General features: G+C 64.0%; 16 protein-coding genes. 7 read left to right on the forward strand and 9 right to left on the reverse strand.

Features of this window, described 5'->3' with window-relative positions:
- Window positions 1–11 precede the first annotated feature (11 nt).
- Entirely contained in the window at window positions 12–626 is a 615-nt protein-coding gene (gene rpsD, locus IC614_RS02215; protein WP_200972121.1) for a 30S ribosomal protein S4, read from the reverse strand.
- 244 nt (window positions 627–870) lie between these two features.
- On the opposite strand from rpsD, the gene IC614_RS02220 reads away from it, so the two are divergent.
- Complete coding sequence (locus IC614_RS02220) at window positions 871–1,167, forward strand: chorismate mutase (protein ID WP_200973057.1); 297 nt, start codon at window positions 871–873, stop codon at window positions 1,165–1,167.
- Here the strand turns inward: IC614_RS02220 and IC614_RS02225 are convergent.
- From IC614_RS02225 to rpiB, 4 genes are read right to left on the reverse strand one after another with little or no spacing between them, the layout of a single operon-like run.
- Window positions 1,164–1,880, reverse strand: a complete 717-nt coding sequence (locus IC614_RS02225; protein WP_200972122.1) for an RNA methyltransferase — start codon at window positions 1,878–1,880, stop codon at window positions 1,164–1,166. The genes IC614_RS02220 and IC614_RS02225 overlap by 4 nt on opposite strands.
- Window positions 1,877–2,338: a transcriptional regulator NrdR gene (gene nrdR, locus IC614_RS02230; protein WP_200972123.1), complete on the reverse strand. Its 462-nt coding sequence runs from the start codon at window positions 2,336–2,338 to the stop codon at window positions 1,877–1,879. Before nrdR ends, IC614_RS02225 begins: the two co-directional genes overlap by 4 nt.
- Window positions 2,339–3,631, reverse strand: a complete 1,293-nt coding sequence (gene glyA / locus IC614_RS02235) for a serine hydroxymethyltransferase (RefSeq protein WP_200972124.1) — start codon at window positions 3,629–3,631, stop codon at window positions 2,339–2,341. It lies immediately after the preceding gene.
- Window positions 3,628–4,086 (reverse strand): ribose 5-phosphate isomerase B, encoded by a 459-nt coding sequence (gene rpiB / locus IC614_RS02240; RefSeq protein ID WP_200972125.1) that lies wholly within the window; start codon window positions 4,084–4,086, stop codon window positions 3,628–3,630. Before rpiB ends, glyA begins: the two co-directional genes overlap by 4 nt.
- 105 nt (window positions 4,087–4,191) lie before the next feature.
- On the opposite strand from rpiB, the gene IC614_RS02245 reads away from it, so the two are divergent.
- A complete protein-coding gene (locus tag IC614_RS02245) occupies window positions 4,192–4,515 on the forward strand; it encodes a hypothetical protein (protein WP_207791139.1) in 324 nt (107 codons plus the stop codon).
- 41 nt (window positions 4,516–4,556) lie between these two features.
- Here IC614_RS02245 and hemA read toward each other — a convergent pair whose 3' ends face one another.
- Together hemA and murI are read right to left on the reverse strand one after the other, a co-directional pair.
- The gene (gene hemA, locus IC614_RS02250) at window positions 4,557–5,771 is read right to left on the reverse strand and encodes a 5-aminolevulinate synthase (protein ID WP_200972127.1); all 1,215 of its coding nucleotides are present in this window, start codon (window positions 5,769–5,771) and stop codon (window positions 4,557–4,559) included.
- Between the two features lie 79 nt (window positions 5,772–5,850).
- Window positions 5,851–6,642 carry a glutamate racemase gene (gene murI / locus IC614_RS02255; protein ID WP_200972128.1) on the reverse strand — a complete coding sequence of 264 codons (792 nt, stop codon included), beginning with the start codon at window positions 6,640–6,642 and terminating at the stop codon, window positions 5,851–5,853.
- Between the two features lie 121 nt (window positions 6,643–6,763).
- Here murI and plsY point away from each other — a divergent pair, with 121 nt between their 5' ends.
- The 5 genes from plsY to IC614_RS02280 all read left to right on the forward strand — a co-directional run bounded on the left by plsY (window position 6,764) and on the right by IC614_RS02280 (window position 11,867).
- Entirely contained in the window at window positions 6,764–7,375 is a 612-nt protein-coding gene (gene plsY / locus IC614_RS02260) for a glycerol-3-phosphate 1-O-acyltransferase PlsY (RefSeq protein WP_200972129.1), read from the forward strand.
- A complete protein-coding gene (gene dprA, locus IC614_RS02265) occupies window positions 7,368–8,462 on the forward strand; it encodes a DNA-processing protein DprA (RefSeq protein WP_200972130.1) in 1,095 nt (364 codons plus the stop codon). Before plsY ends, dprA begins: the two co-directional genes overlap by 8 nt.
- A gap of 114 nt (window positions 8,463–8,576) precedes the next feature.
- Complete coding sequence (gene topA, locus IC614_RS02270; protein ID WP_200972131.1) at window positions 8,577–11,102, forward strand: type I DNA topoisomerase; 2,526 nt, start codon at window positions 8,577–8,579, stop codon at window positions 11,100–11,102.
- 2 nt (window positions 11,103–11,104) lie between these two features.
- On the forward strand, window positions 11,105–11,572 hold the full coding sequence (locus IC614_RS02275) for an FKBP-type peptidyl-prolyl cis-trans isomerase (protein ID WP_226372698.1): 468 nt from the start codon (window positions 11,105–11,107) through the stop codon (window positions 11,570–11,572).
- Window positions 11,573–11,579: 7 nt separating this feature from the next.
- Complete coding sequence (locus IC614_RS02280; protein ID WP_200972133.1) at window positions 11,580–11,867, forward strand: hypothetical protein; 288 nt, start codon at window positions 11,580–11,582, stop codon at window positions 11,865–11,867.
- Here IC614_RS02280 and rimO read toward each other — a convergent pair.
- Window positions 11,864–13,195, reverse strand: a complete 1,332-nt coding sequence (gene rimO, locus IC614_RS02285; protein WP_200972134.1) for a 30S ribosomal protein S12 methylthiotransferase RimO — start codon at window positions 13,193–13,195, stop codon at window positions 11,864–11,866. The two genes, IC614_RS02280 and rimO, sit on opposite strands and share 4 nt — an antisense overlap.
- 56 nt (window positions 13,196–13,251) lie before the next feature.
- Window positions 13,252–13,470: a hypothetical protein gene (locus tag IC614_RS02290; RefSeq protein ID WP_200972135.1), complete on the reverse strand. Its 219-nt coding sequence runs from the start codon at window positions 13,468–13,470 to the stop codon at window positions 13,252–13,254.
- Window positions 13,471–13,593 lie beyond the last annotated feature (123 nt).

Here is a 13,593-nt window from a genome sequence, read left to right on the forward strand (position 1 = left end):
GATTTTAAACCTTAGCGCGAATAGAATTCGACGACGAGGTTCGGTTCCATCTTCACCGGATAGGGCACTTCGTCGAGCGTCGGAACGCGGACGAAAGTGGCCTTCGCCGTGCCGTCCGGAGCGACATAGTCGGGGATGTCGCGCTCGGCGAGGGCCTGCGCTTCCATGACCAGCGCCATTTCCTGCGCTTTCGGGCCCAGTTCGATCACGTCGCCGACGTTCACGCGGCGGGACGCGATGTTGCACTTCACGCCGTTGACGCGGATGTGACCGTGGCTGACGATCTGACGCGCAGCCCAGATGGTCGGCGCGAACTTGGCGCGATAGACGATCATGTCGAGGCGGCGCTCGAGCAGGCCAATCAGGTTCTGCGACGCGTCGCCTTTCATCTTGCTGGCTTCGGTGAAGGTCCGCTTGAACTGCTTTTCGGTGACGTCGCCGTAATAGCCCTTCAGCTTCTGCTTGGCGCGGAGCTGGATGCCGAAGTCGGACATCTTGCCCTTGCGGCGCTGGCCGTGCTGGCCGGGGCCATATTCGCGCTTGTTGACCGGGCTCTTGGGGCGTCCGAAGACGTTTTCGCCCATGCGGCGGTCGAGCTTATACTTGGCGCTGGTGCGCTTCGACATGTGTCATACTCCAATTTGCTAACATTTCTGTTTCAGCCCTCCTGATCCGAAAACCGGTTCCCACTTTTCGGGGAGAGCTGCTGTCCCTGGAACCGCACCGCCGGACATTGCATCCGACGCGGCCGCCGCTTCACCAGGGGTGCGGAGCCAATTGCGAAGGCGCGCCTATGACGGGAGAGGCCAGCAAAGTCAACCTCGACAGGAAGGGCCAAGGCGCTAAAGAGCGACCATGATCAGGAACCGAGTGAAGCCAGACGATTGTCAGACCATGACGGAAGTCCGTTATGGTGTCGATCGGCTGGACGAGCAGATTGTCGCCTTGCTGGGGGAGCGGTTCGGCTATATGCGCGCTGCTGCGCGGATCAAATCCGATCGCGGCGCAGTGCGCGATGAGAAGCGCAAGGCCGAGGTCATTGCCAATGTAAGGCGCCATGCGAAGGATGAAGGCGTACCGGATAAAGTAATCGCCGATCTTTATGAGCGGCTGGTGGAAGCCTCGATCGCATACGAATTCGACCGCTATGATGCCATGCGCGGCTAACGCTTGCGCGGATTGACGAGCGTGCGGAGCATACCGCGGAGCGCCTGAATTTCGCGATTTGACCAGCCAGCCTTCGAGAGGATCGTGCGCATCGTCTTGCGCGTGGCAGGGACGCGGTCGGGCGGGAAATAATAGCCTGCTTGGTCGAGCGCCTCGTCCATCTGCACAATTAGGCCTTCGAGTTGCGCTTGAGTGGCGCGAGGTTCTGCCGGTTCGCCTTCAGTGGGAACCGCCAGATCCTGGTGCTTGGACCATTCGTAAGCGACGAGAATCACGGCCTGCGCCAAATTCAAAGAGCGAAAATCCGGATTGATGGGAACAGTGAGGATTTTCTGTGCGATAGCGACCTCTTCGGTTTCAAGTCCTGAGCGTTCCGCACCGAAGAGGATGGCGCTCCCTTCGGCGTGACCACAAATCTCCTGCGCGGCAACTTCAGGCGTCACAACAGGAATGACGAGGCCGCGCTTGCGAACCGTGGTAGCATAAACATGCGGACAATCGGCCACCGCTTCGGGGACGCTGTCGAAAACCTTTGCCTTTTCAAGGACGATATCCGCACCCGAGGCTGCGGGCCCCGCTGCTGGGTTGGGCCAGCCGTCCCTCGGACGGACAAGGCGCATGTCGGTGAGACCGAAATTCAGCATGGCGCGCGCGGCCTTGCCGATATTTTCGCCGAGCTGCGGCCTGACCAGGACGATGGCGGGCGCGGTCATTCGCGGACCGCCTCCGCGACGGTGACGGCGAAATCCTCGAAATCCTTGGCTTCGCGGAAATCCTTATAGACGCTGGCGAAGCGGATATAGGCGACGGTGTCGAGCGCCTGGAGGCCGTTCATCACCATCTCGCCGATCGCGCTGGACCCGATCTCGCTTTCGCCATTCGTCTCGACCTGGCGCTGGATCGAGGAGACGAGCTTATCGATCCGCTCTTGGCTCACCGGGCGCTTTCGGCAGGCGATGGCGACGGAGCGCTCCAGCTTCGTGCGATCGAATATTTCCCGCCGGTCTTCCGATTTTACGACGATGATGTCGCGAAGCTGGATGCGTTCGAATGTGGTGAAGCGGGCGCCGCAGTCCTCGCATTGACGGCGGCGGCGGATGGACGAGCCGTCCTCGCTCGGACGGCTGTCCTTCACCTGGCTGTTGTCATGGGCGCAGAAGGGACAGCGCAATTACAGCCCCTGATAGATGGGGAAACGAGAGCACAGCGCGCGGACGCGGGCTTTGACGTCGGCTTCGACGGCGGGATCGCCATCCTCGCCCTTGGCGGCGAGGCCGTCGAGCACGTCGGCGATCATGTCTCCGATGTCCTCGAACTCCGCGACCCCGAAGCCGCGCGTGGTCCCTGCGGGCGAGCCGACGCGGATGCCGCTGGTCTTCAAGGGGGGCAGCGGATCGAAGGGCACGCCGTTCTTGTTGCAGGTGATGGCCGAGCGTTCGAGCGCCTCGTCCGCATCCTTGCCGGTGATGCCAAGCGGACGAAGATCGACGAGGGCGAGGTGGGTGTCGGTGCCGCCTGCGACGAGGTCGGCGCCGCGCGCCTTGAGACGGCCAGCGAGGGCCTGGGCGTTGGCGATCACCGCCTTCGCATAGGCCTTGAACTCCGGTTGCAGCGCTTCGCCGAACGCTACTGCTTTGGCCGCTATGACGTGGACGAGCGGACCGCCTTGAAGGCCAGGGAAAACGGCCGAATTGATCTTCTTGGCGATGTCCTCATTGTCGGTGAGGACCATGCCGCCGCGCGGGCCGCGCAATGTCTTGTGCGTGGTGGTGGTGACGACGTCGGCATGGCCGAACGGGGTCGGATGTTCCCCGGCCGCGACAAGGCCTGCGAAATGCGCCATGTCGACCATGAGCAGCGCGCCCACTTCATCGGCGATGGCGCGGAAGCGGGCGAAATCGATGTGGCGCGGATAGGCCGACCCCCCCGCGATGATCAGGGTGGGCTTATGCTCCTTGGCGAGGCGCTCGACCTGATCGTAATCAATCAGATGGTCGTCAGGGCGGACGCCATATTGGACGGCATTGTACCATTTGCCGGAAAGCGCGGGCTTCGCGCCATGCGTGAGGTGGCCGCCGGCATCGAGGCTCAGGCCCATGATCGTATCGCCGGGCTTGGTCAGGGCCAGCATCACCGCGCCGTTCGCCTGAGCCCCCGAATGCGGCTGGACGTTGGCGAAGCCGCAGTTGAAGAGTTTCTTCGCGCGTTCGATGGCGAGGCTTTCCACCGCGTCCGAGGGTGCGCAGCCCTGATAATAGCGGCGGCCCGGATAACCTTCCGCATATTTGTTGGTGAAGACCGAGCCCTGCGCCTCCAGCACCGCCTTCGACACGATATTTTCGGATGCGATCAGTTCGATCTGGTTCTGCTGGCGGTCGAGTTCCGCCGCGATCGCATCGGCGACGGCGCTGTCGGCATTCGCCAGAGTGTCCGTGAAGAAACCGGCGTCGCGGATATCGGTCATGCTTGGTCCTTGGTGAGGATGGGGTTGGAAAGCTGGTCGACGCGGCGCTGATGCCGGTCGCCCGCGAAATCGGTGGAGAAAAAGGCGTCGAGGCAGGCCTTCGCCATTTCCGGCCCGATCAGGCGCGCGCCCATGGCGATGACGTTGGCATCGTTATGGGAGCGCGCGAAGGTGGCGGAGAGGGGCTCCGAAACGAGCGCGCAGCGGCAGGCCGGGTTGCGGTTGATCGCAATGGAAATGCCGATGCCGGAGCCACAGAGGGCGACGCCATAATCGGCCTGCCCAGAAGCGATCACGTCCGCGAGCTTATAGCCGTAAAGCGGATAGTCGACGCTGTCCGTGGACGGCGGGCCGAGGTCGGAGACATCATAACCGTTTTGACGCAAATAGTCCGTCAGCACGGCCTTCAGATCCACGGCGGCGTGATCGGAAGCAATGGCGATGCGAAGGGCCATGGCATGCGTCTCCGGTAAGGTGAGCCACAGCCTCTAGTGGAGAGAAGCAGGATTCGCTACTGGATATATAGGCTCCGTGCGATCAATGGGGCATGGGGAGAGGGCATGAGAGCTATATCCGGCATTTTCTACGTTTTCGTCCTAACCGCATGCGCGCATGTCGTGAGCGACAGCCCCACGGCAGACGACCTCCACTCCGCCATGATAAACCGCGTCCATACCGACATTGGAACCGAACAATCCGCTTATCTAGTCTGTGCCAAGCCGGTCGAGGTGAAATGCCGCGAGGTGGAAGAGGAACCTGGCGAGTTCGTCTGCAAATATCGTGACGCTGCGAATAGGCGGGAGGAGCGGACCGCCGTGGTGGCACAAGACGCCGGGAAATGGGTATGGCTTGATGGCGCCCCTTATTGTTCCATGCCGGACTAAGTTTGGGGCCGGATCAATCCGGAGCGACCATTCATGGCGGGTTAGGCGGCCAGCCGCATCTCCAGCCGATCCCAGATTTCGACCAGCGCGTCCGCCAGTTCCCGCATCATCTCTTCGGTATGGGCGGGACCGGGCGTGAAACGCAGGCGCTCGGTGCCGCGGGGGACGGTCGGGAAATTGATGGGTTGAACATAGGCGCCATATTCGGCGAGCAGAATGTCGCTAATCCGCTTCGCCTTGACCGGATCGCCGATCATCAAGGGCACGATGTGCGTCGTCGAAGGGAGGGTCGGGAGATTGGCTTCGGCGAAGATGCCCTTCAGCTTCGCGGCGGCGGCCTGCTGGGCTTCCCGTTCCTCGCTCGACGCCTTCAGGTGCTTCACGCTGGCGAGTGCCCCGGCGACGAGGACCGGCGACAATGAGGTCGTGAAGATGAAGCCGGGCGCATAGCTGCGGATCACGTCGACGATGTTGCGGTCCGCCGCGATATAGCCGCCCATCACGCCGACCGCCTTGCCGAGCGTACCTTCGATGATGGTGAGGCGATGCGCGACAGCGTCCCGCTCCGAAATGCCGCCGCCGCGCGCACCGTACATGCCGACCGCGTGCACCTCGTCGAGATAGGTGAGGGCATTGTAGCGATCTGCGAGATCGCAGATTTCCGCGATGGGGGCGACGTCCCCGTCCATCGAATAGACGCTTTCAAAGGCGATGAGCTTCGGCGCGTCGGCGGGTGCCGCGGCGAGCAACTCCTCCAGATGCGCCACGTCGTTGTGGCGGAAGACGTGCTTCTCGCAGCCCGAATTGCGGATGCCCGCGATCATCGAAGCGTGATTGAGCGCGTCCGAGAAAATGATGCAGCCGGGCAGGATCTTGGCGATTGTGGATAGCGTGGCTTCGTTCGACACATAGCCGGAGGTGAAGAGCAGGGCCGCCTCCTTGCCGTGGAGGTCGGCGAGCTCGCCCTCCAGCTCGACGTGATAATGGGTGTTGCCGCCGATATTGCGCGTGCCGCCGGAGCCTGCGCCGACATCGTGCAGGGCTTCTTCCATCGCCGCGATGACGGCGGGATGCTGGCCCATCGCGAGATAGTCGTTGGAGCACCAGACGGTGATCGGCTTCGGCCCGTTATGGCCGGCGAAGCAGCGGGCGTTGGGGAAGGCGCCCTTGTTGCGCAGGATATCGATGAACACGCGGTAGCGCCCCTCGGCATGAAGCCGCTCGATCGCCTGTGCGAAAACCCGCTGATAATCCAAGATGCTGTCCTCGGGAACTTGCTTGCGCGCCCCTTACCCTAAAGCGGTTCGAAAAGGCCAGTGCGAATGGATCGCAATTCTAAAGCGAAAGGATGCGATCCAGACCGAAGCCTTTCAGCGCCGGAACATAAGCGTCTATATTGGGTGTGCGACGGGTGAATATGGCGGTGCCTTGGGAGGGTGTCTCTGGCCAGATGTGATTGCGCGTGAGCCAGGCGGTGCGGCGGGCGATGCCTTCGCTGCCGTCGACGAAACGGACTGGGTGCGGCGCGGCGGTCGCGAGTTCTTCCTCGACCAACGGGAAATGGGTGCAGGAGAGGACGATCGTGTCGATGCGTTCGCCGCCGCTTTGGGAGAAGAGGCCCTCTAGGGCGCGCGTGAAGATGGCGGGATCGACCCGCTCGCCCCGCAGCTTGGCTTCGGCGGCGTCGACGAGTTCGGCGCTGCCGTGGCGGATCACGGTGCAGTCGCTCGCGAATTCGGCGGAGAGGCGGTCGACATAAGGCTGGCGGACGGTCGCTTCGGTGCCGAGCACGCCGATGACGCGGGTTTGCGACAGCGCGGCGGCGGGCTTGATGGCGGGCACGGTGCCGACGATCGGCAGATCGAGCGCCGCGCGCACGGCATCGAGCGCGATCGTTGAGGCGGTGTTGCAGGCGATGACGATCAGCTCGGGATCGAATCGTTCGGCAAGGCGCCCGAGCAAGGCGGGAACGCGCGCGGCGATCTCCGCCTCCGTCTTCGTCCCGTAGGGATAGCCCGCGCTGTCGGCCGTATAGACGATGGGGGCGGTGGGAAGCAGGGACCGGATCGGCTTCAGCACGGACAGGCCGCCGACGCCGGAATCGAAGATGAGAAGCGGTTTCGCCATCGGCGCCCTTGTACCCCGGCGAAGGCCGGGGTCCAGCCCTTCCATCGGCGCCGCTGGGCTCCGGCCTTCGCCGGAACACTCAGTGGTTGCGTGCCCAAAGCGATGCGCTAAACCGGCGTCCATGCTGACGCCTGATATTGCCGTACTGCCGATCCTGTCCTTCCTGATCGGCTATGCATTGGGCTCGATTCCATTCGGGATCATCCTCACCAAGGCGACCGGCGCGGGCGATCTGCGCAGCATCGGCTCCGGCAATATCGGGGCGACCAACGTGCTGCGGACGGGCCGCAAGGGGCTGGCCGCCGCGACCCTGATCCTCGACATGCTGAAGGCGACGGCGGCGATCCTCATCGTGCATTACCTGCTGCCCGGCCACGAAGGGGTCGCGGCGATCGGCGCGCTGATCGGGCATCTCTACCCCGTCTGGCTGAAATTCCGGGGCGGGAAGGGGGTGGCGACCTTCCTCGGCATCTTGATCGCCATGGCGCCGCTCGCGGCCCTGATCTTCGCTGGCGTTTGGATCGGCGCCCTGCTGCTCACCCGCTATTCGTCCGTGGGAGGCATGAGCGCATCGCTCTCAGCGCCCATCGCGGTTCTTTTCCTAGACGGGAATGTGCCGCTCGCGATGCTCTTCCTCGGGTTCGCCTTGCTCGTCGTCTGGAAGCATCGCGACAATATCGTCCGGCTGCTTCAAGGCACGGAGTCCAAGGTGGGCCGAAAAACGAATGGTTGAGACTTTTTCCGAAGACCAGATCGCGCGATTGCGGCTTATCCGGTCCGACAATATCGGGCCGGTCACCTATTTCCAGTTGCTGGCCCGCTTTGGCAATGCGCAAGCGGCGTTGGCGGCCATTCCCGACATGGCTGCCCGTGGCGGAGGCAAGGCGCCGCGCATTGCGCCGCGCGCGCTCGTCGAGCGTGAAATGGCGCGGGTCGCTGAACTTGGCGCACGTTATCTGTTCTTGGGACAGGGGCTCTATCCTCCTTTGCTGGCGGAGTTGGATACGGCGCCGCCCGCTCTCATCGCCAAGGGACAATTCTCGCTTCTGGACAAGCCCGCTATCGCGATGGTTGGCGCGCGAAACGCATCCGCAGCCGCCTGCCGCTTTGCCCGAAAGCTCGCGCAGGACGTTTCGCAAGGCGGCGCGGCCGTCGTGTCCGGTCTTGCGCGGGGAATCGATACGGCCGTGCACGACGGCGCGTTGGAAGGCGGCACCATCGCCGTGATCGCGGGCGGCATCGACGTTTTTTATCCGCCCGAAAATGAAGAACGGCAAAAGACGATTGCCGAGCGCGGCTTGCTGATCGCCGAACAGCCGCCAGGCGTCGAGCCGCATGCCCGGCACTTCCCCTATCGCAACCGCATCATCGCCGGCCTTTCCCATGGGACAGTCGTGGTTGAAGCCGCGCCCAAATCCGGTTCTCTCATCACCGCGCGCTATGCGTTGGAATTCGGCCGCGACGTCATGGCCGTTCCGGGTTCTCCGCTCGACCCGCGCGCGCAAGGCTGCAACAGCCTGATTCGCGACGGCGCGATCCTGATCCAGAATGCCGAGGATGTGCTGGAAACCATTCGGCCTTTCCACTTGCGCCCATTCGCCCAAGGGAAACTCGATTACACGCCTCCCACGGCCGCGCCGGACGCGAGCGAGACGGAACGGCGCACCGTGCTCGACCTGCTCAGCCCCACCGCTGTGCCGGTGGACGAAGTGATCCGGCAGGCCGAATTGGCGCCCGCCATCGTGCAGACGGTGCTGCTCGAGTTGGAACTCGCCGGGCGGCTGGAGCGGCACGCCGGCGGCAAAGTCAGCCTGGCCTGAGTCTTTTCGGAAACAGGCGCCGCCGCCCGATCGGGATGATGGGCCAGCCGAGGCCCTTGACGAACCGCATGGCCGATCACCACCCTCGCGCGTACGTGTGAGAAGAAAGCGATCATGAAACTTGTTGTCGTCGAATCCCCGGCCAAGGCCAAGACCATCGAGAAATATCTGGGCAAGGAATATCGCGTCCTCGCCTCCTATGGCCATGTCCGCGACCTGCCGCCGAAGGACGGGTCGGTCGATCCCGACAACGGCTTCGCGATGGAGTGGGAGGCCTATGCCGACAAGGCGAAGCAGCTGAAGGCCATTACCGACGAGGCGAAGAAGGCCGACGCGCTGATCCTTGCGACCGACCCCGACCGCGAGGGCGAGGCGATTTCTTGGCACGTGCAGGAGGTGCTGGAGAAGCGCCGCGCATTGCCTAAACATGTCGAGCGAGTGACGTTCAATGCGATCACCAAATCGGCTGTAACCGAGGCGATGGGGAAACCGCGCGGGTTGGATGTGGACCTGATCGACGCCTATCGGGCCCGGCGGGCGCTCGATTATCTGGTCGGTTTCACGCTTTCGCCCGTGCTGTGGCGTAAGCTCCCCGGCGCAAAGTCGGCGGGGCGCGTCCAGTCGGTGGCGCTGCGCCTCATTGTCGATCGCGAGCGCGAGATCGAGGCGTTCAAGCCGCAGGAATATTGGAGCGTTTCCGCCACAATGGAGGCGGACGGCACGGAGTTCCTCGCGCGCCTTGTTCGCTTCCGGGGGGATAAGGTCGAACGCCTGTCCATCGGCGACGAGGCCACCGCCCAAGCCGCGAAGAAAGCGGTCGAGGATGGCCGCTTCACCGTGGCGAGCGTCGAGACCAAGCCGCTCACCCGCAACCCGCCGCCGCCCTTCACCACCTCGACATTGCAGCAGGAAGCGGCGCGCAAATTGGGCTTCGCTGCGAGCCACACGATGCGCATCGCCCAGACGCTCTACGAGGATGGCGCGATCACCTATATGCGGACCGACGGCGTGCAGATGGCGGAAGAGGCGATCTCCGCCGCCCGCCGCGCCATCGCTAACCGCTATGATGCGGGCTATGTACCAGACAAACCGCGCATCTATCAGACCAAGGCGAAGAACGCCCAGGAAGCCCACGAGGCGATCCGTCCGACCGATTTCTCGAAGGACAAGGCCGGAAGCGGCGATCATGCGCGCCTCTACGACCTCATATGGAAGCGCGCGATGGCGAGCCAGATGCAGTCGGCTCGGCTCGAACGCACGACGGTCGAGATGGAAGACGGCACCGGCCAGACGGCGCTGCGGGCGACGGGCCAGGTGGTGCTCTTCCCCGGCTTCATGGCGCTGTACGAGGAGGGCCGCGACGACGAGGCGGACGAGGAAAGCCGCCGCCTGCCGCGCATAAGCGAGGGGGACCAGCCGCACAAGAAATCGGTTCATGCCGAACAGCATTTCACCCAGCCGCCGCCCCGTTATTCCGAAGCCAGCCTCGTCAAGAAGATGGAGGAATTGGGGATCGGCCGCCCGTCCACTTATGCGGCGATCCTGCAGACGCTGAAGGACCGCGACTATGTGGCGCTGGAGAAGAATCGCTTCTCCCCGCAAGAGAGCGGGCGTCTCCTGACGGCGTTCCTGGAGCGTTTCTTCGAGCGCTATGTCTCTTACGATTTCACGGCAGGGCTTGAAGAGGAACTGGACGACATTTCCGGCGGCCGCGCGGAATGGCAGAAGGTGCTCGAAGCCTTCTGGCGCGATTTCAAGCCGAAGACGGCGGAGATCATGGAGCAGAAACCGTCCGACATCACGGCGGCGCTCGACCAGTTTCTTGCCCCCTATCTCTTTCCGGACAAAGGCGACGGCACCGATCCCCGCGTCTGCCCGGCTTGCGGCGAGGGGCGGCTTGCCCTGCGCGGCGGCAAATTCGGGGCGTTCATCGCCTGCTCCAACTATCCGGAATGCAAATTCACCCGCCGCTTCGGCCAGGGTGGCGAGGAAGCGGGGCAGGATGCGGGGCCGCAGGTGCTCGGCAGCGATCCCGCGACCGGCGAGGAAATCTCGCTCCGCACCGGCCGCTTCGGCCCCTATGTCCAGCAAGGCGACGGGAAGGACGCCAAGCGCGCCTCCATCCCGCGCGATGTGCCGCAAACGGATGTCGATCTCGACTGGGCGGTGAAGTTGCTGTCGCTGCCGCGCACGATCGGCGACCATCCGGAAAGCGGCAAGCCGATCACCGCCAGCATCGGACGCTACGGGCCTTATCTCGCCCATGACGGCAAATATGCGAAGCTGGGCTCGACCGCCGAAGTGTTCGAAACCGGCATGAACGCGGCGGTCGTGAAGCTCGCCGAAGCTGCGGCAGGCGGCGCGCGAGCGCGCGGCGGGTCGCGGGAGCCGCTGAAGGTGCTCGGTGCACATCCGCGCACCGAGGCGGAGATCAAACTGATGGAGGGCCGCTTCGGCCCTTACGTGACGGACGGCACGACCAACGCGACTTTGCCTCGCAGCATCGACCCGCAGGCGCTGACGCTCGAGGAAGCCGCGCAGTTGATCGACGACCGTGCCGCCAAGGGACCGGCGAAGAAAAAGGGACCCAAGGCGCCGGCCAAAAAAGCGCCCGCCAAGAAAGCGAAAAAGGGGGAATGACGATGTTCGCAACTGCACTGGCGCTGATGGCCGCGCTCCAGGCTCCTGTGGAGGCCCCGGCCGAGCGGACGGCGGAGTATCACAACCGGCAGGTGCTTTACCTCTATGCGCTGAAACCCGCGGAGGGCTGGATGCAGACGGCGAGCGGGTTGCGCTATCGCCGGGTGAAGGGCGACGGGACGGGCGCGCGGCCGGCGCCGACGGATACCGTCACCATCCATTATGCGGGCCGCTTCATCGACGGGGCGGAGTTCGACAGCTCGATCGCTCGGGGCGAGCCCGCCACTTTCCCGCTGCCGCGCCTGATCAAAGGATGGCAGGAAGGCGTGCCGCTGATGAGCGTCGGCGACACCTTCGAATTCGCCATCCCTGCCCACATCGCCTACGGGCTGGCAGGGAAGGGGCCGATCCCCGGCGGGGCGACGTTGCTCTTCACCATCGAGCTGATCGCCATTCCGGGGCAATCCTGACCTCCCGATGCTGAGCTTCTGGACGATCCAGCGGGCGGCGGGGACCGGCACCTTGTCGGGCATCGCGGCCCTGTTCCTCTGGCCCGCTTATGCGGCGTGGGAGCAGGTCGAGCCCGTCTTTGTCGCGGCCCTCGCCTTGACCGCCTTTTGCGGGCTGTCGATGCTGGCGATCAGCATCCACGATCTGGCGACCCGGAAGCGCGGCACGATCATGCGGCGGGTGCGGGCCTTCGATATCGTCTGGGGCTGCCTCCTCGCCGGCCCGACCCTCGCGGTGCTGACCGACTTCTTCTAGCGGACCGGCACGCCGAACAGATCGTGTTCGTCGGCATCCTCGACCAGCACCTTGACGATATCGCCCTGGGCGAAACCCCCCGCATCGCGGAGGTGGACTTCGCCGTCGATTTCCGGAGCATCGGCCTTGGAACGGCCCGTGGCGCCGCCTTCCTCGTCGACCACGTCGAGGATCACGTCGATGGTGCGGCCGATCTTCGCCTGCAGCTTGGCGGCGGAGATGAGGGCGGTCTTCTCCATGATGCGGGCGTAGCGTTCCTCCTTCACCTCTTCCGGAACGGTGCCGGGCAGGTCGTTGGCGGTCGCGCCCTGCACGGGTTCGAAGCGAAAGGCGCCGACGCGGTCCAATTGCGCTTCATCCAGCCAGTCGAGCAGATATTGGAAATCCTCCTCCGTTTCGCCGGGGAAGCCGACGACGAAAGACGAGCGGACATTGATGTCCGGGCAAATTTCGCGCCACTTTTTGAGGCGTTCCAGCACCTTGGCTTCGTTGGCCGGGCGCTTCATCGCCTTCAGCACCTTCGGGGACGCGTGCTGGAAGGGGATGTCGAGATAGGGGAGGATCAGTCCCTCGGCCATCAGCGGGATGACCTGGTCGACATAGGGGTAGGGGTAGACATAGTGGAGGCGGACCCAGGCGCCGAGCTTGCCGAGCTCGCGGGCGAGGTCGGTCATGTGGGCGCGCACCTCGCCGCCTTTCCACGGCCAGGAGGCGTGCTTCAGATCGAGGCCGTAGGCGGAGGTATCCTGGCTGATGACCAGCAATTCCTTCGTGCCCGCGGCGATCAGCTTTTCCGCCTCGCGCAGGATCGCGTCGGGGCGGCGGCTGACGAGATCGCCGCGTAGCGAGGGGATGATGCAGAAGGCGCAGCGGTGGTTGCAGCCCTCGGAAATCTTCAGATAGCTGTAATGGCGCGGCGTGAGCTTCAGGCCGCCTTCCGGAACGAGATTGAGGAAGGCGTTGGGCGGCATCGGCGCGGCGTCGTGGACGGCGCCGACCACCTGTTCGTACTGATGCGGACCGGTGACGGCGAGCACGTCCGGAAAGCGTTCGCGGATCACTTCGGCTTCTTTGCCCATGCAACCCGTGACGATGACGCGGCCATTCTCGGCGATCGCCTCGCCGATCGCGGCCAGACTCTCCTCCTTGGCGCTGTCGAGAAAGCCGCAGGTGTTGACCAGCACGACGTCCGCAGAATCGTAATCGGGCGACATCTGATAGCCGTCGGAGCGCAGCTTGGTCAGAATGCGCTCGCTATCCACGAGCGCCTTCGGACAGCCGAGCGAAACCATGCCGACTTTCGGCGGAGAGGGGAGCTGAATTGCCATGAGTGGCGCCCACATAGTGGATACGGCGCCATTTTCCTAGAGCGCGGTGAAGCGGCCTAATCGTCCTTCGAGGGCGCGTTGAGATTCTCCGCGTCCGGCACGTCCTTTTGCCCAAGCTGACCATGGCCATGATAGGCCTGGCCGCTCTGCCCGCCGTGGAAGTCCTTGTCCTTGTCCGCCTTTCCGGAATGGGGATTGGGATAGGCGCCGCCCTGCGATTCACCGCCCGTCTGATCGCGGGTGCCGGACGGCGGGGCCGATTTGTCGTCGCTCATGTTGTTGTCCTTGCAATGATTCTTCCCTCAACGCGGGGCGGGGGAGGGCCGTTCCGCCCCGTTGCCGAAGGTAACGAACATGATGAAATTGATACCCTGACGCTGTTTTCACCGCCTCCCGGC

Origin of the sequence: Sphingosinicella flava, assembly GCF_016025255.1 — a bacterium.
Taxonomy (GTDB): Bacteria; Pseudomonadota; Alphaproteobacteria; order Sphingomonadales; family Sphingomonadaceae; genus Allosphingosinicella; species Allosphingosinicella flava.

What these genes read in the sequence shown, in the direction of transcription:
- rpsD (WP_200972121.1), bottom strand. Translation starts at nt 626, where the DNA reads ATGTCGAAGCGCACCAGCGCCAAGTATAAGCTCGACCGCCGCATGGGC.
- IC614_RS02225 (WP_200972122.1), bottom strand. Translation starts at nt 1,880, where the DNA reads ATGACCGCGCCCGCCATCGTCCTGGTCAGGCCGCAGCTCGGCGAAAAT.
- glyA (WP_200972124.1), bottom strand. Translation starts at nt 3,631, where the DNA reads ATGACCGATATCCGCGACGCCGGTTTCTTCACGGACACTCTGGCGAAT.
- rpiB (WP_200972125.1), bottom strand. Translation starts at nt 4,086, where the DNA reads ATGGCCCTTCGCATCGCCATTGCTTCCGATCACGCCGCCGTGGATCTG.
- IC614_RS02245 (WP_207791139.1), top strand. Translation starts at nt 4,192, where the DNA reads ATGAGAGCTATATCCGGCATTTTCTACGTTTTCGTCCTAACCGCATGC.
- murI (WP_200972128.1), bottom strand. Translation starts at nt 6,642, where the DNA reads ATGGCGAAACCGCTTCTCATCTTCGATTCCGGCGTCGGCGGCCTGTCC.
- plsY (WP_200972129.1), top strand. Translation starts at nt 6,764, where the DNA reads ATGCTGACGCCTGATATTGCCGTACTGCCGATCCTGTCCTTCCTGATC.
- dprA (WP_200972130.1), top strand. Translation starts at nt 7,368, where the DNA reads ATGGTTGAGACTTTTTCCGAAGACCAGATCGCGCGATTGCGGCTTATC.
- topA (WP_200972131.1), top strand. Translation starts at nt 8,577, where the DNA reads ATGAAACTTGTTGTCGTCGAATCCCCGGCCAAGGCCAAGACCATCGAG.
- IC614_RS02275 (WP_226372698.1), top strand. Translation starts at nt 11,105, where the DNA reads ATGTTCGCAACTGCACTGGCGCTGATGGCCGCGCTCCAGGCTCCTGTG.
- IC614_RS02280 (WP_200972133.1), top strand. Translation starts at nt 11,580, where the DNA reads ATGCTGAGCTTCTGGACGATCCAGCGGGCGGCGGGGACCGGCACCTTG.
- rimO (WP_200972134.1), bottom strand. Translation starts at nt 13,195, where the DNA reads ATGGCAATTCAGCTCCCCTCTCCGCCGAAAGTCGGCATGGTTTCGCTC.
- IC614_RS02290 (WP_200972135.1), bottom strand. Translation starts at nt 13,470, where the DNA reads ATGAGCGACGACAAATCGGCCCCGCCGTCCGGCACCCGCGATCAGACG.